Raw genomic sequence first — 21,666 nt, 5'->3', positions numbered from 1 at the left:
TGATGTGGTGCCAGCTGGCTCGCCGGCCTACGCCAGTTTCAAAAGGAGCAGCAGACCGCCCAGAATCACGAGCGGGACTCCCATGGCGCGCAGGCAGCCCGGGCGCGCGTTGAGTGTTGGTACGTACGGCGTTTCCATGCGGCCGTTTCGCCACAGCATGTTTCGATGCCGCTCAGCTGCCTTGTGCTGTACTCGCGCACACCAGCGCCGGATGAATCCGCCGCAGTCGACAAGTAGAACGACACCAATGACTATGTATGCCAGCGCGAGCCCAATCCCCATGTAGACAGCATATGTTGACGACGGTTCTCCTGAGACCGCTAGCTCGCGTCTCAAATAATCGCCCAGCCGGGGCAGTTGGCCGCGGTCATAGGCAGAACGCGCCGCTCGTCGACGACCTGATCCTCCTGGTCGGCGAAGGATCTTCCGCCGCGAGCCAGAATACTGACTGCGGGCGGCGTACTGCTGGGCGGAACCCGGCCTTCGCGTAGGCCGTGATGCCAGCCTGATTCGGCTCCGGGGCCTTGTGCCACAGCATGTGCAGTGAGCGGAGGTGGAACGGGGTGGCCTGGACTGCAACGGGAGCTTCGGTCACAAGCGGCTGGAGCCCTCGGTGATCGCGTAGACGTCTCGGGTAGCCGTTCGCTCGACCCTCAACCTCTTGACGCCGTATGCAGTGCGAGGAAAGCCTCGTCAGCGACAGACTCGATAGTGGCAGGAGCAACTTCATGAGCGGCGCATCTCGACGATGGCCGAAACGGCTTGAACCGATACTGGACGATGCGGTGGCGTACCTGCTGCCGGTCGAGGTGCCCGAGCGGTGGCCAGGAGCCGTGCTGCGTGCCGCGCAACTTCTTCGGCCGAGTTGGGGCTCCAACTGCGATGTGACGGACCTGCGGTGTCTGGCGATGGTTCTCCACGCTCTGGCGGAGTAGCGCCGAGAAGCCGCCGAAGATGTGCCGGTTGATGTCCTCCGTGGTGCGCTCGATACCCCCGAGGGTGAGGAGCCGCGGGAACTGCGCGAGCGGGTGAAGGTCGTGGTGGACGCGACCGGGATGTACTCCAGCGTCCGGGGATACACCCCTCTAGGACAGGTCTGGAGCGACCTGACCTACCAGTGGGAGCCGAGCGGGGAGCCGATGGCCGACATGGAGCCCGGCCCGTCGCCCCTGAGGCACTCGGCAGCACGGCTTGCGAAGTACCTGACCCAGATGAATGCGACCGATGTCGCCTCCCTGCCCGAGGTCTCGCCGCCGGCCGGGCCGGTAACGATCCCAGTCACTGGATGGGTGCGGGTCGTCTCGCCAGACGCCTCGCTTCCGGTCCAATGCGGGACATGCAGGGCCACCGCTGGCGGCAGCGTGGCCCTGGACGGGCCCCTGGCCCTGTTCGTCTGCCCCACAGGCCACTGCACCGACGACCCGAAGCTGGAAGCATCCCGAGTCCGCTACGCACTGCGTTACCAGGCTCTGCCCGACGACGAAGGCGACAAAGGCTTTAGGCTCGCTGACCTCGCGACTCAGTCGGTAGAGGAGAGCCTGCGGTTCCTGGGCCTCGCCGATGTGGACACACCGCAGCCCGAGCAGCGGGACCTGCTCGTAGCCAGCACGAGAATCGCGCCGAACACTGACCCGCGGAGGCTGTCACCGGCAGACCGGGGCTGAACCGGAGCGGGGCCGACGCTGCCCACAGGAGTTCCTTCTGCGACTTCTGGCCGGCAACGACTGCTTGGCCAGTAGATGGCCTTGCTCGATCAGAGGACCGTCACGCTCCCGTGATTGATCGAGAACAGCGGACGGCCCGAAATCTCGGGGCGTCCGCTGGGTGTGGGCGGGGCGTGTGGATCGCCGTCCCGCTTTGAGCTCGGCTGTGCTTCAGCGCGCCATGGCAGCAGGATTGTGCTGATGACGCGCCTGCTGCCTGTGCGTCAGTTTCCGTACGACAAGAATCGCAAGGACGGCTGCGGCGATGTTGATTGCGTCGGAGACCATCTCGATGCGCGTGGCGATCTGGAGCGACTCAGGACTCTCGACCTTGGAGTGGAGCCGCGCTCCAGCGACGCCGAGCGCGTCTGATGCGACCCAGGTGAACCACCAGGCGAACAGGATCGCGCGCGGGCGCCGGGAGCCCTCAGGAGCGCCTTGGAAGCTGGCGTCCCAGGTCTGCCGGGCGATGCGGAATGGCAGCCAGTAGTTGCCGACGGGGATGAACCAGGAGCCGATGGCCCACCCCTTGCCCATGGTGCATGTGCCTGGTGTGAGGACTTCAGCGTTGGCACGTACTCGGTAGAACCAGATCAGGAAGACGGTGCCGGTGGCGAGGACCCCGAGGACCTGGAGGGCTCCGGCCGCCATGGAAAGGGCGTCCGCCAAGGCGGCATCGCTGAAGTACACGTTCTCGAAGCCGTCGGACATGAGCCTGCCCATGAGCGCGTGCATGTTGAGGCCCGCGAACAGCGAGAAAAGGTCGATGGCGATGAAGGCGAGCAGCAGGGCGGTGATGGCCGTTGCCAGGCCCTTGGCGGAACGGAGAACGGGGCCGTCGGGCTGGATGCCGACGGGGTGATGCGACACGGCGGAATACTCCAAATAGCCTGCATAAACGCACATCTGTGTGTGCAGCGGACAAACATACCCTTTGCGCACTCTGTGCGCGCTGAGCGGGAATGACGAGCTAGGCGAGCAGTCGCCGACAGGCGACCTGGATGGCCTCGACGTAGCGGTGGAACTCGTCGGTCGTGTTGGTGCGGTTGCCTGCGCTCAGGTCACCGTTGCGGAAGAACGCCGCGCGTTGAGCGGTCGACAACTCCAGTTGGACGCCGCGGCCGGCAAGGTTGCGGTTGGTGACGTTTTCCGGGCTGCGCCCGGCCCGGGCCGGAGCGGCGTCGATGGCTGCGAACCCCGCGTGCTGCAACGAGACCTCCATCCAGAACCAGAAGTCCTCGTCGAGGCCGCCGATCTCGGTGACCTTCTCGGTGCCGTGGAATCCGTGCCAGGACACCGTGCGCACCATGTTGGCCTGTAGATCGAGGCATTTGGGGTTCGTCGAAGTTCGTTGAGGTGATGTGCAAGTGATGGTTGGCAGCCTTCTTGGTGCCGGTGAAGGAGTAGTAGTTGTGGCGGGAACCGCAGGCGGCGCATGTCGCTTCCGTGCTGCCGGGCTCGATACTGCCCCCTTGAATCGCAAGGTGGGCGAGATCGGACTCGGCGGTGCGCTGGAGTTCCCTTGACCAGTTGGCCCCTTCGGGCTCGCTGCCGGCCAGCTCTTGGAAGCTGCAGTACGTATCGGCCGCTCCTGCGCGGGATGCGATGGTCGAGTAACTGGTCTTCATAGTTGTTGCGTTGGGTATGGCAGGCCGGACCAGCGGTGTTGGCTGGCCCGGCTTCCTGAGTGAACTGGTACTGAGTTAGTGGGTATTACGGGTCTCGCTGGCTGTTTCGGTGTACCGGGCGTAGACGGAGGCGGTGCCGTCGTCGGAGCTTCGCGCGGTGGCTTCGAACGCGCCGGCAGGCTGGAACGCTGTGTGTCTGCCGGTGCGGATCCGGTAAGCGAGGTTGGCGGCCCGGTTGGGGTTGCCGAGGGTTTCGATGCGCGCCCACTGGCCGGGGCGGTCCCGGAGGGCTTCAGCGGTGTCGTGGGCGGCCTGGTCCCGGTTGGGGGCAGGCAGGGGCTGGAAGAGTGCGTGCATCAGTGGCCTCGGACGGTTGGCATGGTGGTTTCGGCGAGTTCCCGGATCCGGGCGGCGGCGCGCCATTGGTTGTCGGCGAGGTGCTCGCACAGGCCGTTGGCCAAAGTGACGATGGAAGCAAGGGCCTGTTCGAGGCTGCTGCCCGCGGGGAGGGGGTTCTGCTCGCGGCCTGTTGCTCCCGGTGGGGGGCACGTTGGGGTGGGGTGGTTGGCGCGAGCAGGGTGGTTCATGGTGTGGGCCTCGGCGTGTTCAGTGGTTGTTGCAGCGGCATGTGTTGGTGATGGGGTTGAACCAGCTGTCGCAGGACTTGCACCAGATGGCTCCGGGGATCGGCGGGATTTCCTTCGGGGGGCTGGTCTGTTCGTGCATGGCGGGTGGTGTCCTTCCTAGAGGTTGTGGGGGAGTTGGGCGCGGGGTCCGTCTGGGGCGAGGACGTTGACGATGTGGTCGAGGTCTTTGGGGCGCCACAGGGCAGCTTCGAGGCCGCATGCGGCCAGGTGCTTGAGCCATGTGCGTTGTGCGGGGCGGATGCGGCCGGTGTCGGACTTCAGCTCGACGAAGAGGATGCGTTTGGCTGTGGGGTGCCCGTAGACCTCGTCCGGCCAACCAGGGTCACTGCGACGCGAGTTGTGGGTGTGGTAGGCCAGAGTCCAGCCACGGAGGGCGGCGATCTTGCGGACGTGCCTGCGGAACTGCTCCTCGGTCACGTCGCTCTCCGGCGCCTGGGGGTGATGGCTTCCAGGAGTGCAGCGCGGTGCATGGCGGCGTTCGGGTCCGGCTGCGGGGTGTGACTGGCGGCCACTGTTGGGCGTTGGGGGCGCCGGCCGCGTTCCTTGAGGAGTTTAGGCAGGGGGAGCTTGGTTTCCTCCCACAGGATTTCGTGGAGAGGGCGCCCGTATCGCTCGTGGATGAGGGCCTGATGGAGGGCATCGTCATGGTTCACGGGCGTCGGGCTGTCGTTGGTGGTGGCAGGCATGTCGTTTCTCCATGGGATGGCCGGGACCCGCTGGGGGAGGCGGGTCCCGGCCGGAGGGGTGGCTCGTATCGGACGAGCCGGTCCGGGCGGGCGGGGCGCGGGGGGTCGCTGCCCGCCCGGAGGCGTGGATGATGTCGAACCGTGCCAGGGCTTGACATCACTAAGACCCTAACACGAGATGTGTACTCACCTATTGTCTAGTCGAGGTGCGCGAGCTCGTCCGGTTCATAGGGGAGGGGCTTGCGGGTGCCGAGCCATAGGACCATCACCAGCTCTCTGCCGGTGATGGGGTCCGTGGCGTGGCCGTGAACTTCCCCGAAGGGGCGGAGTTGGCCCGCCGGTACGGGGCCGGCCAGTGTGACCCCGGTGTGCTTCTCGAAGCCTTCCATGGGTGCCTCCTTGCTCGTCAGGCGAGGAATGCGGCGGCGACGATGGTGAGGGCGTGCCCCCAGTCCTCGCTGATGGGTTCATCGAAGGCGAAGCCCGAGTCGGGGGCCTCGGAGTCGGTCGCCCGCCAGTCGGCGCACGTGCCACCCTTCGGGTGCTCGAAGTGCTGTGCTGAGCCGTCAGGGAGGGTGATGGTCAGTTGTAGTGCACCTTCGGGCGTGATCGTCGCGGTGGTCCGACCGCCCTTGCGGAGCGCGTCTTTGGTGAGGGAGTCGCCGAGCTTCATGTTTGAACCCTTTAGGTAGTGGCCTATTTTTAGGTAAGGATGGCGAAGCCGTCGCACGTGGTGCAGGTGTCGCCCGTGCTGGTGTTGGTGCCGTCGGTGCATGCCGGGCACGCGAGGCGGTATCCGGCTCCGTGGCAGGCGTCGCATTCGCGCGAGTGCTCGTGCGGGCCGTGCGGGTGGGTTACCGCGCCGGAGCCTTCACACTCTCCGCATTCAGGGGCCGGGGCGCCGAGCACGGTGACGGCTTCAACGGTGTTGAGAATGACGAGCATTGGCGACTCCTTGATCGCGTGCTGGCAGGGAAGGTGCCTTGCTGGGTGTGTTCCCTTGCCGGTTGCGTGCGGTGATGTTGGGTCAGTCGATCTTGGTGTAGGTGACCACACGCCGCCCGTCGAGTCGGCCTCGGTCTCCGGTCAGCTCGATGCGGTCGCCGTCCTGCTGTAGCGACTGGTAGGCGAAGAGTCGTGAGGTGATCTCCTCGTGCAGGTCGGCGCCCGCGATGGTGTCGATGCTGCTTGCGGCGATCTCGTCCGCCTCGTTGTAGGTGTAGTACTCGATGCCGTAGTAGGCAGTCGCGTCGATGTGTAGATCGTCGACCTTGGTCATGGTGCCGCTTCCCCTTTGGTTGCCTGCAGTGTGGGTTTCCACTCTCAACTCTTGCGTTAATTCTACTATGAATTGAGGGGGTGTCCACTCCGTCGAGACGCTTCGGAATGCACCGGACGGCGCCGGGTCCGCGACGGAGAGAGGCGTCGGCGCGGCAACGAACGCATCGGTGACGTGTACGCCGTTTCGTCTCCGATGAGCGTCGAGGAAGTGGCGTGGCATAGAGCACGCTACGGACTTCAGGACGCCTGGATGTTTAGCTTTCACACCAACTGCGAGGGAAAGAGCTCCCCTTGGATGGAAGCAGGTCTGGTCGACGCGCGATCGCCCTCCAAGAGCGCCAGGTGTTCCGCAACGGTCCACGCCAACCACTGCCACTCCGGTAGGAGCGGCCATGGGCGTGGCCCACGACGTTCAACCAGGGGGACTCCGTCGGCTTCGGCAGTGTTGGCCGCCGTCGACCTGCGCTCAAGGATCAACAGCTCGCCCCGGACGCGGTGCACCGTGGAGTCGTCCAGCCACACCTCGCAGTACGGACTGCCCACACCGGTCAGCATGGCCAGGCGATGCAGGTCGCCCCACGCCGGATGCAGACCACCCGGCCTCACCCACAGCCAGGTTCCCGGACGGACGTCCCCGGGCCCGCCAGGGGTGTGCTTGTACGGGGGCCGCTGCCGCCTCCTGCGGAGCGGCTGCGGCGGACGTTCGGGTGGATAGTGCGGATGAGCCTGGTGGTACTCGTGTCGCTCTTTCGCGTACGCGGCCAGGACGTCGGCCCGGGTGTAGCAGATCGGCCCGACATGCCAGTGCCGCCGCAGGCGCTTGTCCCAGTAGGACGGCGCTCCGCACTGGCAACGGCCGGCCGTGAGATGCGGGGCCGCGATCAGGCACGGCCATGGGACATCACAGGAGCGACACATCCACGGGTCTATCGCTGTGGTGGGGAGGTGATCGTCCAGCAGGTAGATCTGCGGGGGCTGCCAGCCGTCCATACGCTCACCGGCCCACGTGGTCGAGGAGCGCCGTAGCGGCCCCGCGGATCTGCTCGACGGACCACTGCGATCCGTCGAAGGCCAACTGCGCGAGCCGACGCGAGCCTTCGACGAGGGAGACCCTGACCGAGACGCTCCGCGGCGCCAGCGCGAGACGGCGGCCGTGCTCGTTCCCAGCAGGCAGGCCTGAGAACTGCTGCCAAGGGACCTTGACGTTCTCGTCGTCCACCTCGCTTGGTGTGTGGTGGCCGATGACGTTCAGGAGCGCGCCGTCGTCGTGCCGACAGTTTCCGTGGCACGTCAGCAGGGCGGCATGGGTACCGGCCACCACGAACGCATGCCGTGTGAAACCCTCGTACTCGCGAGTGCGCACATCGACGCGCGGGGCTTTGGCGTAGGGGGTGCGGTGCATCCAGAAGCCCTCGCCGATCTCGTCACGGTGCTTCCGGCCGAGCTCCCAGCCTTTGAGGCGTTGCAGATTGAACCAATCCCACTTCTGCCCGTAAGTGCGGTAGTCGGCGTCGGCGGGGCGGTCGGTCATCCACAGTGCGGTGGTCGGCTGGGCGTTCGACGACGCGTGGTCGCGGAACGTGGTCTCGACGCGGATGAGCACGGTGGAGGCGTTGAAGCGCACCTGTTGGCTGGGCGCGTCGAGTGTGGCGGCCAAGACGTGGCAGTCTCGGCAATCGGCTTGCCCTCGGATGCAGCAGCCGAAGCCGCCCCAGCGGGCTCGCCGGGTGTCACGGCTCTCAAGGAGGGTGGGGTACGAGTGCGGCAGCAGGGCACACTGAGCTCCGCCGACGCCCATATGCGCGTTGAGGCTCAGCCGGTTGTAGCCCTTGCCGTCGGCAGGGCGAGTGGGTTCAGGTTCGGGAAGGTAGATCGGCACAAGGTCTCCTGGTGATGAGAGATGAAGGTGGGAGGACGGGCCGGCTGGGGCGGGCCGCCGAAGAGAGTGCGGAGCTGCTGGTGTTCAGCACAGGGAGTTGTGTGCGCAGCTTCCGTGGAGCGTTCGCGTTAGGCGACGACCCTGATGCAGTGGTCCAAAGCGGTCAGGAGCAGGGCGACTTGAACCACGGTGTCGTCGTCGGTGTCCGTGGAGTTGGTGTACGCCTCGATGGTGTCGTCCCAGCGGAAGCCGTAAGCGTGCAAAGCGTTCTCGGTGATGGTGTCGATGTCGGCCTGTGAGCGGGGTGCGGCGACAAGGCCGTGGTCGGGGTCAAGCGTGATGAGGTACATCGGCGTCTTCCTGCGAGGTCAAAACAGCTCGTCTTGACCGTCGACGTCGCCTGGCGGCTGCGCCCTGGTGGGACGGGGTTTCGGGGCGGGTAGGGGGTCGCCGAAGAGCGGCTGAGTGCCGAACTGGTCGGGGGTGGCCGGGATGCGGGCTGGGCCGGCGGCGATGGGGAGCTCGACGGGCGCGTCCTGGTCGAACTCGGCGCGCTGCATGGCCGTCCAATCGCGGCCCGCGGGAGCGGTGCTCACTGGTTTGCTCCCTCGGCCATGGTGGTTTTCTTCCGGCGTAGCCGGTTCCGGGTCTCCAGGACGGCGTCCGCCCAGTCGAAGACGAGCGCGGTGCCGGCCGCGGCTGCGGCTGCTTCGGGACGGCGACCTTCCTCAAGAGCCTTCAGGTAGCGGGCCGTGGTGACATCAATGGCGGTTGAGGAAGTGAGGGTGCGCATCACCTCGTCGGCGTCCACATCGCCGCGTATGGCGCTGATGGTCTTGGCGGCGAGGCCGATGATCGTGCCGATGTCCTTGCCGAGCTGCTCGGCCTGGGCGGTGCTGAGAGGAGCGGTGTAGCGCATGATGGTGCCTTTCGGGCGAGGTGTGACTGGTAGGGGCGGTGCGCGGGCTGGGGCGCCCGCGCACCGTTGAGTTGGCGTCAGGCGGCGACGGGCTCAGGCTCGGCCTCGGACGCCACGTCGCTGTGGCTGACGGCTTCGGGGTTGACGGTGACCAGTTCACGCGCCTCGGCATGGGCCTTGGCCTGCTTGAGCTGGAACCGGGCTTTCGTCAGCGACTCCGCCACGCGGTCCAACTGCGCAAGTCGCGCGCCCACCTGGAGCTCAAGGCTTTCGGCGAGTTTGACTGGCTCGGTGCGGGCGATCTCGACCAGCAGAGTCCGGGCCTGCTCGATCTTGTCGAGGGTGGTCCGCGTCTTCTTCTGCGCGGTCGCCTTCTCCTGCCGCTGCTCGTCGGTCATCTCCTCGACGACCATCAGCACGGCCTGTTCCTGCTGCTGTTTCATCGCGTAGGCGAAGTGAACGATCTCGTTGTCCGAGGCGAACTCGCCGCGGACGAACTTGGCGAGCACTGCTGCTTGGTTGGCGTGGGAGAGGGCGGCGATCTGGACGGCTGCCTGCGTGCCGATGTCGCCCGCCTCCACGTGCTTGGCGACGTCTGCGTGTAGGTCGAGCAGTGCAAGGCGCAGCTTGATGTAGGTGACCGTCTCACCGAAGTCGTCGGCGACGGTTTCGATGGTGGCGTCTTCCTCCTCGTCGAGGATGCGCTGGAAGCCGCGGGCCTCCTCCAGCGGCGTCATGTCCTCGCGGGTGACGTTCTCAGACATGGACCGCTTGAACCGCTGGATCTCGTTCTTCTCGGAGATGATGTTGACGCGGATCTTGGTGCGGCTGAGGATCTGGTGTGCCCGCCAGCGGCGCTCGCCGCTGACGATCTCGTATCCGCCGCGCTCGTTGTCGGGGCGGACCTCGATGGCCTGCATCAGCCCGTACTTGTCGACGGACTTAGCCAGTTCGTTGAGCGCGTCCTCATCGAAGTACTCGCGCGGCTGGCGCGGGTTGCGGTGAACCTGGGACATCTTGACGACGCGCTGCACTTCGGGCTCCAACAGGTGATGGTGAGGGCCTTCCCCTCTCACTCACTAAGTTAATTCTACTATGTATAGGGGTGGGGTCCACTCCTTGAAGCCACCGGGGAAGTGACCTCGACCACGCCCGATATGGCCGTTGACGTGCGAAAACGCCGGTGGGCGCCGAGAAAATCTCGGCGCCCACCGGCACTCCTCTTCTACTTCTCGCCCCCGCGGTCCCGCCATGCGCGCACGGCGGCCGGCGCACTCGCCTCGGGCGTGGAGAAGCAGCCCTGCTGGATCGGGCACACGGCGCACGTCTGCGCCACATCCCCCTCCTGCCGATCTCGCGCGGCGCGGTGCGCCCCCTCCACGCACCGCGCCGCCGACCACGTCACCGAGGTGACAGGCGTGCTCTCCACTCCGGCCAACGCGGCCAAGCGGGCCGCGTCGCCCTCGCGGCTGGACCTCACCCGGGCCGGCTGCTGCGCCAGCGCCAGGATCCGCTCAACGTCGACCACTCCCGCCCCCTTGCGCATCAAGGGCCTGAGTCGTTCGCACCCTGCTACGGACAGGCAGGCCGACCTCGCGGGTGGCGGTGTGCCAGTAATCCCCCGTATTCCTTAAGAAAGCCGCGCAGTTGAAGTCCACCCGCTAATGCCCCATCCCCGCACCGCCGTCCACCGGAATGACCGCACCGGTCACGTACGAGCCCTCATCGATGAGGAACCGCACCGCACGCGCAACCTCCTCAGGCTGCCCCAGGCGCCCCAGCGGGATCTGGTCGGCCATGGCCTTGATGCGCTCCTCAGGCAGAGCTGCGGCCATGTCTGTGGCAGTCAGTCCAGGTGCGACGACGTTGGCGGTGATGCCCCGAGACCCGTACTCGCGAGCGATGGAACGCGCCAGGCCGACCAAACCGGCCTTCGAGGCCGCATAGTTGGCCTGCCCAGCCTCCCCGCGCATAGCGACCGCGGACGAAATGAACACCATGCGCCCGGTCTTGGCCCGCATCATGCTGCGCAGGGCACGCTTGGCTACGCGGTAGGAGGCGACCAGGTTCGTGTCCAACACCGCGGTGAAGTCGTCCTCGCCCATGCGGGCCAGCAGCCCATCCCGGGTGATCCCCGCGTTGGAGACGACGGCAGTCGCGGGGCCGAGTTCCGCCTCCACCTGCTTAAAAGCTGCGTCGATCTGTTCGGTGTCGGTCACGTCGCACTGCACGGCCAGGAAACGGCTCTCGTGGCGTTCCTGGCCCGGCCGGTAGGAGTGCAAGGGGGGTTCACCGGAACGGTAGGTGATGGCCACATCGTGCCCCGCCTTTGCAAGCTCAGTGGCGATGGCGTTCCCGATGCCTCGATTGCCGCCGGTGACGATGATGCTCATCCCTGGACTCCCCTTGATTGGTCAGTGGTGCGCCCGCAGCAGTGAGCACGATGAAGCTGGGCTGCGGGGTGGATTGGCCGCCGGCGTTGCGCCCGCGACGATGATGTCTACCTTGCCCGAAAATCGACTTGTTAGGTCGAAAGTGGCTATTCCTATAGCCGCGAAACCGGTACTGGCAGTACCTGTTACCGCTGGTTCGATTAACCCTTTGGGTCTGCATATGATCAGATGTCCACTTTGGCGGAGAGGTGCATCCAAGTCAGACAGGGCTGTAAAGTGCGTTAGGGTCCCCTGGTACTTTTACTTCTCTTTACCCAGGAAGGTCCTGGTTGCCCCATGTCGAGCAACATGCCGCCGATCACCCGCATGCTCAAGACCTGGCGAGAACAGCGCGACCCCCGCGCCGTGCCCGGCTTCACCGCCCGCTACGGCTCACGCCAACGGAAGGGCCTCACGCAGCGAGACATGGCAGACCTGACGGGAGTGACCGAGGGGTACTACGGCAGGCTGGAGCGGGATCAACTCGACAGCGTTGGCAGCGAGTTCCTGGAAAGCGTCGTCCGTGTTCTGGACCTGGACGAGGCGCAACGCACCCACCTGTGGCTGGAGGTCTACGGCTTCGCGCCCCCGCCGCGCCCCCACCCGGACCCCAGCACCATCGACCCCGTGGTCTCCGCGATCGTCCATGAACTTCCCTGGCCGGCCTACACCTTCGACCACCGGTGGGACATACGCGTCTTCAACGAGCGCGCGGCACGGGACTACCCGTGGATGCTGCACGGTGTCAACGTCATGATCTGGGCCCTGACTTACCGCGAGGCCCGGCTGCAACTCATCGACTGGGAAGAGACCTGGGCCAAGCCCATGGCTTCCCAACTACGTCTCTCTTCTAAGAGTTCCTAACGCAACGTGTTTTGCAGGCGTCGCCAGCAGATCAGTGAACAGGCGAGTTTGAGGAATGCCTCGTGGACGTCGTCTCGGGTTTCCCAGCGGATGCGCAGGCGGCCGAACCAGTGCAGGAGCGCGATCGTCTGTTCCACGACCCATCGCTTGGTTCCCAGGCCGGAGCCGTGTTCGGTGCCGCGTCGGGCGATGACCGGCTTGATGCCCTTTGCCCAGACCTGGCGGCGGTAGCAGTCGTGGTCGTAGCCTCGGTCGGCGTAGACCTCCTTCGGTCGCTTGCGGGGCCGGCCGCGTTTGCCGCGGATGGACGGGATCGCTTCCAGCAGGGGCATCAGCTGGGTGACGTCGTTGCGGTTTCCTCCGGTCAGCGTCACAGCCAGCGGGATGCCTGTGGCGTCGCAGATCACGTGGTGTTTGGAGCCCGGCCGGCCTCGGTCGACCGGGCTCCGTCCGGTTTTGGGCCGCCCTTGAGCGCCCGGACGTGGGAGCTGTCGATCACCGCCCGCGACAAGTCCAGACGGTCGGTGGCCCGCAGTTCGTCCAGTAGCACCTCGTGCAGCCGCTGCCACACCCCGGCGTTGTTCCAGTCCCGCAGCCGCCGCCAGCAGGTCATCCCCGAGCCGAACCCGAGCTCGCCGGGTAGCCATTCCCACTGGATGCCGGTGTAGAGGACGAACAAGATGCCGCAGAGCACCTTGCGGTCCTCCAACGCCTTCTTCCGCCCCGGCCGCCGCTGACCATCGGGTGTCGATGGCAGCAACGGCTCGATTCTCGACCACAACTCATCGTCAACCAGCCAGGGTTGAGGGTTCCTCTTGCCCATACCCAAGCAACCGACGCATCCGTCCGGAGGACACGGCTACCAGTGTTGCGTTAGGAGCTCTAAGGCCAACCCTGATGACGCCCGCCTGAATGAGGTCTGCGAAGAGATCAGGCAGAGTGACGAGATCGCCCGTCGCATCCTCGACGAGGACGTCACCACTGTCACGCACCCCGACAGTCACCGCCGCCGCCTCTACCTGCCGCACCAAGAGGAAGAGACCGAGGTCGAGTTCGTCACCTTCGGCCGGCTGCTCAACAAGACCCGCCTGATGGTGGTCATGCCCGGCAGTATTCGTCAGGGCGTCAAGGACACCATGCCTTCGAGCATCTCCCAGGTGCTCGAAGGCATCCCAGGGATGCCGGCCTCCGCGTAAGCGGCCGCTGCCTGCGTGAACAGCCGCTCGGGGTGCGCCCAAGAGCCGGCGTGCGTCGCCTTGATCAGGTGAGCCGCGTCGGCCAGCGGCACCCCGCGCTGCGCGTGCGAAACTGCCGCATCCGCAACCGCGCTCAACTGGTCTCGGATACCGGCGACGCCCGCACGATCGAGGAGCGTCCCGTGCCCCGGCACGAACACCTCGGCCCCGGTATCCAGCAGCGTCTGGCAGGCCCGGATGCAGCCACTGAGTGACTGCGACCACACCATCATGTGGCCCCCGGAGAACAGGGCATCCCCGGCGTACACCACCCCTGAGTCCGGGACGTGCACAGCGACGTCTCCCGCGCTGTGGCCGGCGCCCAGGTCGATCAACTCCACCACGACCTCGCCGACCCTGATCTCCTCGCGCCCTTCAAACGTGCGCGTCGGCGGCACCACTGTCACGCCGGAGAAGTCGAAGCGCCCGAAGTGCTCGACTACGTAGGCCACCGCCTTGCCCTGGGCGGTAGAGCGGCACAGCTGGGTCAGCTGGTCGGGGCCCATCTCGTGACAGCTGCCTGCGGCGCTGGCCGCGGAGGTGATGATCTCCGCCTGTGGCAGGAGCTGATTTCCCCAGGTGTGGTCACCGTTTTGGTGCGTGGAGACGACCGTGCCCACAGCGTCCAGTGGGCACACGCCCTCGACCGCGTCGAGAAGCTGCCGCGTGCCGCCCAAGGTGAACTGCGTATCCACCAGCAGCGCCTGGTCCTGCGAGGCGATGAGCCCTGCGTTGCTGTAACCCCAGTCGTTGCTGTCATGCATCCACGCCCACGTCACCTCGGACAGCCGACGAAGAGCAGGGGAGGGCGAGGTGCTGCGGGCATGGGGAGTGTTCACGATGTTCCTCAGGAGGTCGGCTGCCGCCAGTCGATCAGCACGCGCTTCTCAGGATCCTGGCTACCTTGGGCGCGCCCGACCCGCACGTGCTCGACTTCCAGTAGTACCAGGCCCTTCTTCGCAGCATGCGACGCCGTCCGCCACCATGCAACAAGATCATGGACATCACCGATCGGCAGATCCGTCATCTGCTCCAGTTGCTTCAGGCGAAGCTTGGAGACCCGTACGTCCTCCTTGCTGGCCTTCTGAGCTGCGAGGAACGCGGCCTTCACCATCAGACCCCGCCCATAGAGATCACCGATACTGGCCTCCCGCTCCGCGGCGCCCTCGATGTGCTCCTTCAGGCGGGCGACCTCCGCCTCGATGTCACATTCCAACTTCTCCAGCCGCTGACGTGCCCCGGGCTTGAACAGCTCGGCCAGCACGTGCTCGGCTACGAAGTCTTCGAGCCGGTCGGCGTTGATGCGGGTCTTGCCGCAGCCATTGCACTTGTAGGACGGCGGCGCCTCGGCGTGAACCCGACTGCCGACCATAGGGTGCGCGCACTCGTCACACAGTGCACAGCCGCCGGTGAGCAGGTAAACGTGTGCGTCACGAGATTTACTGCGCTTCTGGCTACGCTCCTCGAACAGCTTCTGTAGACGGTGGAAGACCTCGGGTTCCAGGACCCGCGCGTCCCAGCCTTCGATCGGCTCGCCGCTTTCGTCCAGCCCCGCCAGTCGCGGATTGGCCAGGAGACGGTGCAGCACCTCGCGGCGAAACGCGTTGCCGCGAGGCGTCAGCATTCCCTGACCAGTCAGCCACCGCGTCGCCTCGGCCTCCGTCTCGCCATCGAAAAGTAGCGTGACGGCTTCCCGAAGTAGGGGGGCCTCCTCGGGATGCGTCACCCCCGTGCGCACGTAGCCCGACAACCGTCCCACGCAGCTGACTCCGATCAGTGATTTGCACCAGCGACCGGCGACGATGACGTCACCTTAGGGGCCGCTGAGACCTGGCGTAGGCCAATGTATATCCATCATTCGAGCGAAACATACTAAGCACACGCTTGGTTTGTTGCGCAGATCACTCGATCCGTCAGTCGCGACCCTAAAAGCTGCTAACTACCTGGGTCGGCGCGCCGAAGATTGGCTACTCGAAAATGAGAAGTCTCCCCTGAAGTAAACCGGACGGTCTGTTTCTCTGTGTCGCCCAAGCGCCGGCGTACGGGCGTGATCCGGGTCGGTAGGTGGGTGTAGAACACTCAGTCGATGCCCAAAGCCTTCCACAGGCTCGCCGTCGAAACCTTCTGGGTCTGCCCCAGCGGGATCACCTGCGCCGGGAACTCACCAGCCTTGATCAACTCGTACGCCTTGTCCGAGCCGATCCCCAGTGCCCGAGCCGCAGTCACCACGCTCACGGCAGCAGGCAAAGACCGCACTTCCTCCACCGACATCCCGCCACGAGACCGAGCCGAACGAGACTGCCGGGCTTCCACCGTAGATGCGGACAAAGGTGGTCACATCCTTCCGCCCCGCGCCACCTGGCAGGAAGCATACGACGGCCAAGGAACCGACCCCTTCGCTACAGCATGATCAGGGCACGTAAGGAAAGACCCCGCACATACAGGGAGGTTCTTCGCGTGTTCGAAGGCAGCACCTACAAACGATGCAAGTGCACCGAGCCCAAACTCGATGACAACGGCCAACCCATCCTCGACGCCCACAACAAACCCAGAACACGCGAACTCGGCTCCTCCTGCCCCCTCTTGAAGAAACGTGATCACGGCACTTGGTACTACTACGTCAAACTCCCCGACGGTCCCGGAGGAAAGCGCCGTCGCCCATGCAAGGGAGGCTTCCTCACACAGACGCAAGCCAAAGAGGAGGCACAGAAGCTCTGGGACGAAGCCCACGGAGGCATCGACGTAGACACCAAGGAAACAGTTGCCCAGTACCTCGACCGCTGGCACGACAAACGCGTCGACCTCAAGCGCCGAACCCGCACCGACTACCGCGACTACATAGACCGCATCTTCAAGCCGGCCCTCGGCCACCTAACGATGCGCGAACTCCGCAACCGACACATCCAAGAGATGTTCCAGCAAATATGGGCCTTCAACGAGGTCAAGAAAGCCAACCGGGAAGCAGCACAGCTGGCCGCCATCGCGTATGAAACCGCCCACCACGCCTGGAAGCAGGCTCCCAGCCCCCGCCCCATAGAACTACGCCAAGCACGGCAGCAAGCCCAACAAGCCTTGAAAGCAGCCCGAACGAAGCCACGCCAGCACACGGGCCCCGGCTCACAGAAGAAGTACCGCGATTGCCTCGCCGCAGCACTCGGAGACGCCGTCACCGAGAAGCTCATCACCCAAAACTGGGCCAAGCTCGTCGTCCTCCCCAAGTACCAAAGGCCCGAGCCCCTCGTGTGGACTGACGAACGTGTAGCCCGCTGGCGTGAAACGGGAGAAAAACCCGGCCCCGTCATGGTGTGGACCCCCGAACAGACAGGGAAGTTCCTCGACGCAGCCGTCGAACACCCCCTGTACACCCTGTGGCACCTCATGGTCTACCGCGCACTGCGCCGAGGCGAAGCCGTTGGCCTTCCCTGGGCCGAGCTTGACATGATCAAAGGCATCGCGCACGTCACCGAACAACTCGTCACCGACTCCTCCCATGCCTGCTGGGAAGACACTCCCAAGAGCCGCAGCGGCCGCCGCACCGTTACCCTCGACCACGCCACCTTCTCCCTGCTCACGGCCTGGCGCGACGTCCAAAAGATGCAGCGCACTGAATGGGAGAACAAACACCAAAACGCCGCCGACAAATACGGGCCCTACACGAACTCCGGCTACGTCTTCACCCAGCCTGACGGCCGCCCACACCACCCCAAGCACGTCTCCCAAGCCTTCGACCGATTCATCAAGCGCACCGGCCTACCACCGATCCGCCTCCACGACCTGCGCCACTGCGCCGCATCCCTCAGCCTCGCCGCCGGACTGTCCATGAAGGCCATTCAGGCGCTGCTCGGCCACAGCAGCTACCAGCTGACCGCCGACACCTACACCAGTCTCCTGCCGCAGTTCGAACAAGCCGAGGCCAACGCCCCCGTCGACCTCGTACCCCGTCGCCACGGCGCCGACGAGCCCACGGGACAGCAAGCTCCAGCCGTCGATGAGATTGCACGAGACACCGCAACTACCTGCACCCCCGGCCCTTCCGCTGGCAAAGCCGTGCCCGTCAACCGCACCGAGGACGCTATGCTCGCCCGCGCAGACGACGAGCCGCGACGCATCGAGCCCACACCCACCGCTCCCGAGCGTCACCTGACGTTGCTCAGTTCCGGCTCTCGGGACCCCGCACTCAACGCCGCGTAACCGCCGCGTCCCCCGTCTGTCCCCCGGAGCGACAAGATCCCCCTCGGAGAGCACCCCGAGGGGGCATTCTTGCCTTGTTTTTCCTGGTCAAGCAGGGTGTCCATGGATAGTGGCGAACCTGCAACACCCTCTTCATCGACGAGGGCTTCGGCAGCCTCGACGAGCAGACCCTCGACGAGGTCCTCGACGTCCTCGACGGCCTGCGCGAACGCGACCGCAGCGTCGGCATCGTCAGCCACGTCGCCGACCTCAAGGCCCGCATCCCCGCCCAACTGGAGGTCGTCAAGGACCGCGCCGGATCCAGCGTCCGGCACCGGGTACCGGCCGGGGGCTGACCGCCCGGCCCGTCGAACGGCGTCAGGTGCTGACCGGGCGCCGGGGGAGCGGGGAGGAGTACACCACGCTGGTGGCGACCTCGCCCAGGGCGCCGATCCGGCCCGACACCTCCTCCAGGTGCTTCATCGACCGGGCCGCGACCTTGAGGAAGAGGGCGTTCTCGCCCGTGACGTGGTGCGCCTCCAGGATCTCCGGGGTGTCCGCGAGCAGGTCCCGGAACGGCTGGCCGGTCCCGCCGGCCTGCCGCAGCCGGACGAACGCCAGCACCGGCAGCCCGACCCGCTCCGGGTCGATCACCGCCGCGTACCCGGAGATCACTCCGGACTCCTCCAGGCGCCGCACCCGCGCGGCCACCGTGCTCGGCGACAGGTTCACCGACCGCGCCAGCTCGGCGTTGCCCACCCGCCCGTCGTGCTGGAGGACGTCGAGGATGCGCCGGTCGGCGTCATCGGGGGAGTATCCGGTCATCCCCGCTGTCTAGCAGGGGGAACGCCGGCGGAGCAAGGGCCCGGGGGTTCGGGCTTGTGCCGGCCGAGCGCCGGGGCGGCCGCCGGGACCGGCCCCCGCGGCCGGCGGCGCGGGCCGACCGCGGCGTCCCGGGTCCGCCGCCGGGGCGGGGCGGGCCCGGGACGTCGCCGTCAGAGCGCCGAGAGCTCCGTCAGCAGGTCGTCGAGGCCGAGCGAGCCCTGGGACAGCGCCGCCATGTGCCACGCCTTCAGGTCGAAGTCCGCACCGTGCCGGGCCCGGGCCGCGTCCCGGCCCTGCAACCAGACGCGCTCGCCCAGCTTGTAGCCGATCGCCTGGCCGGGGATGCCCTGGTAGCGGATGATCTCGCTCTCGACGAAGTCGGCCGGGCGGCTGCTGTGCTGCGCGAAGAACGCGTGCGCCAGCTGCGGCGTCCAGCGCTCGCCCGGGTGGAACGGGGAGTCGGCCGGGATCTCCAGCTCCAGGTGCATGCCGATGTCGATGATGACGCGGACCGCCCGCATCATCTGGGCGTCCAGGTAGCCCAGCCGCCGCTCCGCGCTGGACAGGAAGCCCAGCTCGTCCATGAGGCGCTCGGCGTACAGCGCCCAGCCCTCGACGTTGGCGCTGACCATGCCCACGGTCGTCTGGTAGCGCGAGAGCCGGTCGGCGACGTGCACCCACTGCGCCAGCTGGAGGTGATGACCGGGCACTCCCTCGTGGTACCAGGTGGACACCAGGTCGTACGCCGGGAAGCGGGTCGCGCCCATCGTGGGCAGCCAGGTCCGGCCGGGCCGGGCGAAGTCCAGCGACGGCTGGGTGTAGTACGGCGCCGCGGCGCTGCCCGGAGGGGCGATCTTGGACTCCACCCGGCGGATCCGCTCGGCGAGGTCGAAGTGGGTGCCGTCCAGGGTGTCGATGGCCTCGTCCATCAGCGACTGGAGCCACTGCCGGGTCTCCTCGACGCCCTCGACGGCCTCGCCGTGCTCGTCGCACCAGGCCAGCGCCTCCCACGGCGTCTTGGCACCGGGCAGCACCTTCTCGGCCTCGGCCTCCATCTCGGCCAGCAGCCGGTGGAACTCGGACCAGCCGTACGCGTACGCCTCCTCCGGGTCGAGGTCGGCACCGTTGTAGTAGCGCGCGAGCCGGGCGTACCGCTCGCGGCCCACCACGTCCGGTGCGCCCTCGACCGCCGGTGCGTAGACGTCCCGGAGCCAGTCGCGCAGCTCCCCCAGGGCGCCGGTGGCGACGGCGGCCGCCTCGTCCAACTCGGCGCGCAGCGACGCCGGTCCGGGGGCGGTGAAGTCGGCGAACCAGCTGCGGTCGGTGCCGATCCACTCGCCCAGCTGCCCGATGACGGTGGCGACCTGGAGCGGGCCGCCGGGGAGCTGCCGGTCCAGGCCGGCCTGGAGGGCGGCGCGGTAGCCGGTCAGCGCGCCCGGTACGGCGCGCAGCCGCTGGGCGAGGGCGGACCAGTCGTCCTCGGTGTCGGCCGGGGTGAGGGTGAAGGCTTCCCGGACGGCGTGCAGCGGCGAGCCGATGTTGCTCACCGCGCGCAGGCCCTCGCCGGCCTCGTGCACCGCGAGCTCCGCGGTCAGCCGTTCGCGCAGCAGCCGGGCGCAGACCTGCTCGGCGGGGCTGTCCGCGCCCGGCCGGGCCTCGGCCTCGGTCAGCTGCTCCAGGGTCGTGCGGGCGAGCTGCGCCACCGCTTCCTGGCCTGTGGGGGAGAGGTCGGGGAGCTTGCCGGAGCTCTCGGCGACGCCGAGGAAGGTGCCGGTGATCGGGTCCAGTTCGACGAGGGCGTCGACGTAGGCGTCGGCGACCTGGCGGGGCAGCGGACCGCCCGCGGGAGTAGTGGTGTTGGACATGCGGGCCATCCTCGTACGGATGGGGCCGCCGCGTCACCATCATTCCGACGGACGTTCCTGTCGCGTCCGCTCTCGGGGCGCCGCTGCCCGGGCCGGCGCCGGGCGGGGCGGGCTCTCAGCCGTGTCGGGAGCCGTCCCGGAGGCGGAGCGCCGTGCGGTCCTCGCGGTGGGCCGGCACGCCCGACGGGCGCGCCGTGATCACCAGGGTGCCCTCCTCGATCTGGTAGTCGAGCGGCAGCCCCAGGCCGCGCATCGCCGTCACCATGCCGGTGTTGGACGCCTGGGTGATGGCGTAGACGCTCTCGCAGCCGGTCTCGGCGGCCATCGCGACCAGTCGCCGCAGCAGCTCCGCGCCGATGCCGCGCTGCTGCCAGGCGTCCTCGACCAGCAGTGCCACCTCGGTCTCGTCGCCGTCCCACAGCAGGTGGCCCAGGGCCACCAGCCGCCCGGAGGCGGTCTCCACCGCCAGGGTGCGGCCGAAGCGCGGGCTGAGCAGGTGCCCGAGGTAGCGGTCGGCGTCCCCGACCGGGCCGTGGTAGCGCTGCGCCAACGTCCGCTCCGAGCAGCGCTCGTGCATCGCGCGGGCGGCGGCCAGGTCGTCGGTGCCGGCGCGGCGGACGGTGATCGCGTTGCCCTCGGGCAGCGTGAGCACCTCGCGCCGCGGTGGGACGCGTTGGCCGAGCCGGGTGTCCAGCTCGACCAGTGCGCGCACCCGGGCGAACTCGGTGGGGGTGAACGGCAAGTGCGGCCTTTCGATGGTGAGCGAGCCCCCGGACGGGTCCCGGAACGTCATGGTGTGCTCCTCCAGCACGCCCTCGGCGGGCACCTCGTCGGCCAGCGGCTGGCCGGTCAGTGACCGTGCGGGCACCGAGTGGATGGTGCAGCGCCCCAGCAACTGCCGCAGTGCGAGCGGGAGTTCGGCGGAGTCGAGGGCGGTGCGGGTGGCCAGGCCCAGCATCCGGGTCGGCGCGTCGACCAGGTCGTGGGCGTCGGCCCGCTCCAGCCAGCCGTGCGCGCCGCCCGCGCCGGCGACCGCGCGGGTCAGCTCGGCGGGCGCCAGGCCGGCCGGCGCGCGCAGCAGGAACTCGTCGACGGTCCCCTCGGACAGCGGGTGGGTCTGGAGGCTGAGGATGTCGACCCCCAGGGCGGACAGTGCCGTGCACAGCGCGGCGAGGCTGCCCGGCTCGTCCCGGACCGTGGTCCGCATCCGCCACAGCGCGCTCTGGCGGGCCCCCGCCCCGGGGGGCGTGGCGGCGGGTGGCGCGGCGGCGTCGGGAGCCGGGGTGTCCGTCGGTGGTGGCGCGTGTCCGTGCCGACGCGCCCACCAGACGTGGAAGCCCGTGGTGGCCAGCAGCGCGACCGCGGCGGCGCACAGCAGCACGGGCCCCGACGGGCCGTGGGCGACGGTGTTGGCCGCGGCGTCGGCCACCGCCACGGCGGTGAACAGGGCGGCGAGCTCGACGACGTCCCGGCGCCAGGAGTGGTGCCGGGCCGAACGGGCGGAGGTGGCTTCAGTCATGCGGCCAGCCTCG

At 67.4% G+C, this 21,666-nt stretch carries 29 protein-coding genes and 2 pseudogenes; 5 read left to right on the top strand and 26 right to left on the bottom strand.

Annotation, left to right across the window (positions count from 1 at the left end):
• Positions 1 to 27: 27 nt before the first annotated feature.
• On the bottom strand, positions 28 to 282 hold the full coding sequence (locus ACLJT4_RS38650) for a hypothetical protein (protein ID WP_411129735.1): 255 nt from the start codon (positions 280 to 282) through the stop codon (positions 28 to 30).
• 674 nt (positions 283 to 956) lie between these two features.
• Between ACLJT4_RS38650 and ACLJT4_RS38645 the strand changes: the two genes are divergently transcribed.
• Positions 957 to 1,664: a hypothetical protein gene (locus ACLJT4_RS38645; RefSeq protein ID WP_411129734.1), complete on the top strand. Its 708-nt coding sequence runs from the start codon at positions 957 to 959 to the stop codon at positions 1,662 to 1,664.
• Positions 1,665 to 1,874: 210 nt separating this feature from the next.
• On the opposite strand, the gene ACLJT4_RS38640 is transcribed toward ACLJT4_RS38645, so the two are convergent.
• From ACLJT4_RS38640 to fabG, 18 genes and pseudogenes are all read right to left on the bottom strand, one after another.
• A complete protein-coding gene (locus tag ACLJT4_RS38640) occupies positions 1,875 to 2,588 on the bottom strand; it encodes a DUF4328 domain-containing protein (RefSeq protein ID WP_411129733.1) in 714 nt (237 codons plus the stop codon).
• Positions 2,589 to 2,673: 85 nt separating this feature from the next.
• The gene (locus tag ACLJT4_RS38635; RefSeq protein WP_411129752.1) at positions 2,674 to 3,075 is read right to left on the bottom strand and encodes a poly-gamma-glutamate hydrolase family protein; all 402 of its coding nucleotides are present in this window, start codon (positions 3,073 to 3,075) and stop codon (positions 2,674 to 2,676) included.
• A pseudogene (locus ACLJT4_RS38630) lies at positions 3,056 to 3,331 on the bottom strand (poly-gamma-glutamate hydrolase family protein); the annotation flags it as partial. The pseudogene ACLJT4_RS38630 and the gene ACLJT4_RS38635, both read right to left, overlap by 20 nt.
• 75 nt (positions 3,332 to 3,406) lie before the next feature.
• Positions 3,407 to 3,688: a hypothetical protein gene (locus ACLJT4_RS38625; protein ID WP_411129732.1), complete on the bottom strand. Its 282-nt coding sequence runs from the start codon at positions 3,686 to 3,688 to the stop codon at positions 3,407 to 3,409.
• On the bottom strand, positions 3,688 to 3,918 hold the full coding sequence (locus tag ACLJT4_RS38620; RefSeq protein WP_411129731.1) for a hypothetical protein: 231 nt from the start codon (positions 3,916 to 3,918) through the stop codon (positions 3,688 to 3,690). Before ACLJT4_RS38620 ends, ACLJT4_RS38625 begins: the two co-directional genes overlap by 1 nt.
• Positions 3,919 to 4,074: 156 nt before the next feature.
• Positions 4,075 to 4,395: a VRR-NUC domain-containing protein gene (locus tag ACLJT4_RS38615; RefSeq protein ID WP_411129730.1), complete on the bottom strand. Its 321-nt coding sequence runs from the start codon at positions 4,393 to 4,395 to the stop codon at positions 4,075 to 4,077.
• Positions 4,392 to 4,664, bottom strand: coding sequence for a hypothetical protein (locus tag ACLJT4_RS38610; RefSeq protein WP_411129729.1), 273 nt, complete (start codon positions 4,662 to 4,664; stop codon positions 4,392 to 4,394). The genes ACLJT4_RS38615 and ACLJT4_RS38610 overlap by 4 nt, the downstream gene beginning before the upstream one ends.
• A 197-nt stretch (positions 4,665 to 4,861) precedes the next feature.
• Positions 4,862 to 5,053 (bottom strand): hypothetical protein, encoded by a 192-nt coding sequence (locus tag ACLJT4_RS38605; RefSeq protein WP_411129728.1) that lies wholly within the window; start codon positions 5,051 to 5,053, stop codon positions 4,862 to 4,864.
• 17 nt (positions 5,054 to 5,070) lie between these two features.
• Positions 5,071 to 5,337 carry a hypothetical protein gene (locus ACLJT4_RS38600; protein WP_411129727.1) on the bottom strand — a complete coding sequence of 89 codons (267 nt, stop codon included), beginning with the start codon at positions 5,335 to 5,337 and terminating at the stop codon, positions 5,071 to 5,073.
• 29 nt (positions 5,338 to 5,366) lie between these two features.
• Positions 5,367 to 5,609, bottom strand: a complete 243-nt coding sequence (locus tag ACLJT4_RS38595) for a hypothetical protein (RefSeq protein ID WP_411129726.1) — start codon at positions 5,607 to 5,609, stop codon at positions 5,367 to 5,369.
• Between the two features lie 82 nt (positions 5,610 to 5,691).
• Entirely contained in the window at positions 5,692 to 5,943 is a 252-nt protein-coding gene (locus ACLJT4_RS38590; RefSeq protein WP_411129725.1) for a hypothetical protein, read from the bottom strand.
• 996 nt (positions 5,944 to 6,939) lie between these two features.
• Entirely contained in the window at positions 6,940 to 7,824 is an 885-nt protein-coding gene (locus tag ACLJT4_RS38585; protein WP_411129724.1) for a hypothetical protein, read from the bottom strand.
• Positions 7,825 to 7,952: 128 nt separating this feature from the next.
• On the bottom strand, positions 7,953 to 8,174 hold the full coding sequence (locus ACLJT4_RS38580; protein ID WP_411129723.1) for a hypothetical protein: 222 nt from the start codon (positions 8,172 to 8,174) through the stop codon (positions 7,953 to 7,955).
• Positions 8,175 to 8,192: 18 nt separating this feature from the next.
• Positions 8,193 to 8,420 carry a hypothetical protein gene (locus ACLJT4_RS38575; protein ID WP_411129722.1) on the bottom strand — a complete coding sequence of 76 codons (228 nt, stop codon included), beginning with the start codon at positions 8,418 to 8,420 and terminating at the stop codon, positions 8,193 to 8,195.
• On the bottom strand, positions 8,417 to 8,743 hold the full coding sequence (locus ACLJT4_RS38570) for a hypothetical protein (RefSeq protein WP_411129721.1): 327 nt from the start codon (positions 8,741 to 8,743) through the stop codon (positions 8,417 to 8,419). The genes ACLJT4_RS38575 and ACLJT4_RS38570 overlap by 4 nt, the downstream gene beginning before the upstream one ends.
• A gap of 77 nt (positions 8,744 to 8,820) precedes the next feature.
• Complete coding sequence (locus tag ACLJT4_RS38565) at positions 8,821 to 9,789, bottom strand: ParB/RepB/Spo0J family partition protein (RefSeq protein ID WP_411129720.1); 969 nt, start codon at positions 9,787 to 9,789, stop codon at positions 8,821 to 8,823.
• A gap of 179 nt (positions 9,790 to 9,968) precedes the next feature.
• The gene (locus ACLJT4_RS38560) at positions 9,969 to 10,271 is read right to left on the bottom strand and encodes a hypothetical protein (protein ID WP_411129719.1); all 303 of its coding nucleotides are present in this window, start codon (positions 10,269 to 10,271) and stop codon (positions 9,969 to 9,971) included.
• Between the two features lie 133 nt (positions 10,272 to 10,404).
• Entirely contained in the window at positions 10,405 to 11,136 is a 732-nt protein-coding gene (gene fabG / locus ACLJT4_RS38555) for a 3-oxoacyl-ACP reductase FabG (RefSeq protein ID WP_411129718.1), read from the bottom strand.
• Positions 11,137 to 11,472: 336 nt separating this feature from the next.
• Between fabG and ACLJT4_RS38550 the strand changes: the two genes are divergently transcribed.
• Positions 11,473 to 12,039, top strand: a complete 567-nt coding sequence (locus ACLJT4_RS38550; RefSeq protein WP_411129717.1) for a helix-turn-helix domain-containing protein — start codon at positions 11,473 to 11,475, stop codon at positions 12,037 to 12,039.
• Here the strand turns inward: ACLJT4_RS38550 and ACLJT4_RS38545 are convergent.
• Positions 12,036 to 12,862 (bottom strand): IS5 family transposase gene (locus tag ACLJT4_RS38545; protein WP_411129716.1). Its coding sequence is split into 2 segments (ribosomal slippage): positions 12,036 to 12,524 and positions 12,527 to 12,862, totalling 825 coding nucleotides; the frame shifts between segments, so codons are not numbered across the junction. The two genes, ACLJT4_RS38550 and ACLJT4_RS38545, sit on opposite strands and share 4 nt — an antisense overlap.
• On the opposite strand from ACLJT4_RS38545, the gene ACLJT4_RS38540 reads away from it, so the two are divergent.
• A complete protein-coding gene (locus ACLJT4_RS38540) occupies positions 12,855 to 13,235 on the top strand; it encodes a hypothetical protein (protein WP_411129715.1) in 381 nt (126 codons plus the stop codon). The two genes, ACLJT4_RS38545 and ACLJT4_RS38540, sit on opposite strands and share 8 nt — an antisense overlap.
• On the opposite strand, the gene ACLJT4_RS38535 is transcribed toward ACLJT4_RS38540, so the two are convergent.
• The 3 genes from ACLJT4_RS38535 to ACLJT4_RS38525 all read right to left on the bottom strand — a co-directional run bounded on the left by ACLJT4_RS38535 (position 13,157) and on the right by ACLJT4_RS38525 (position 15,509).
• Entirely contained in the window at positions 13,157 to 14,038 is an 882-nt protein-coding gene (locus tag ACLJT4_RS38535) for an MBL fold metallo-hydrolase (protein ID WP_411129714.1), read from the bottom strand. The two genes, ACLJT4_RS38540 and ACLJT4_RS38535, sit on opposite strands and share 79 nt — an antisense overlap.
• Before the next feature lie 83 nt (positions 14,039 to 14,121).
• Positions 14,122 to 15,033, bottom strand: coding sequence for a recombinase family protein (locus ACLJT4_RS38530; protein WP_411129713.1), 912 nt, complete (start codon positions 15,031 to 15,033; stop codon positions 14,122 to 14,124).
• A 320-nt stretch (positions 15,034 to 15,353) separates the two neighbouring features.
• Complete coding sequence (locus ACLJT4_RS38525; RefSeq protein ID WP_411129712.1) at positions 15,354 to 15,509, bottom strand: DNA-binding protein; 156 nt, start codon at positions 15,507 to 15,509, stop codon at positions 15,354 to 15,356.
• A 222-nt stretch (positions 15,510 to 15,731) separates the two neighbouring features.
• Here ACLJT4_RS38525 and ACLJT4_RS38520 point away from each other — a divergent pair, with 222 nt between their 5' ends.
• The gene (locus tag ACLJT4_RS38520) at positions 15,732 to 17,465 is read left to right on the top strand and encodes a tyrosine-type recombinase/integrase (protein ID WP_411129711.1); all 1,734 of its coding nucleotides are present in this window, start codon (positions 15,732 to 15,734) and stop codon (positions 17,463 to 17,465) included.
• 122 nt (positions 17,466 to 17,587) lie between these two features.
• Positions 17,588 to 17,800: pseudogene (locus ACLJT4_RS38515) on the top strand (hypothetical protein); the annotation flags it as partial.
• 22 nt (positions 17,801 to 17,822) lie between these two features.
• Here the strand turns inward: ACLJT4_RS38515 and ACLJT4_RS38510 are convergent.
• The 3 genes from ACLJT4_RS38510 to ACLJT4_RS38500 form a co-directional block, all read right to left on the bottom strand.
• The gene (locus tag ACLJT4_RS38510) at positions 17,823 to 18,269 is read right to left on the bottom strand and encodes an Lrp/AsnC family transcriptional regulator (RefSeq protein WP_016577829.1); all 447 of its coding nucleotides are present in this window, start codon (positions 18,267 to 18,269) and stop codon (positions 17,823 to 17,825) included.
• A gap of 170 nt (positions 18,270 to 18,439) precedes the next feature.
• Positions 18,440 to 20,134, bottom strand: a complete 1,695-nt coding sequence (locus ACLJT4_RS38505; protein ID WP_233659017.1) for a DUF885 domain-containing protein — start codon at positions 20,132 to 20,134, stop codon at positions 18,440 to 18,442.
• A gap of 115 nt (positions 20,135 to 20,249) precedes the next feature.
• Positions 20,250 to 21,653 carry a GNAT family N-acetyltransferase gene (locus tag ACLJT4_RS38500; RefSeq protein WP_411129710.1) on the bottom strand — a complete coding sequence of 468 codons (1,404 nt, stop codon included), beginning with the start codon at positions 21,651 to 21,653 and terminating at the stop codon, positions 20,250 to 20,252.
• Between the last annotated feature and the right edge of the window lie 13 nt (positions 21,654 to 21,666).

The organism is Streptomyces sp. x-19 (assembly GCF_046549115.1).
Taxonomy (GTDB): Bacteria; Actinomycetota; Actinomycetes; order Streptomycetales; family Streptomycetaceae; genus Streptomyces; species Streptomyces albulus_C.
Note: the sequence above shows the minus strand (reverse complement) of the source record. Positions and strands in the feature narration are given on the sequence as shown.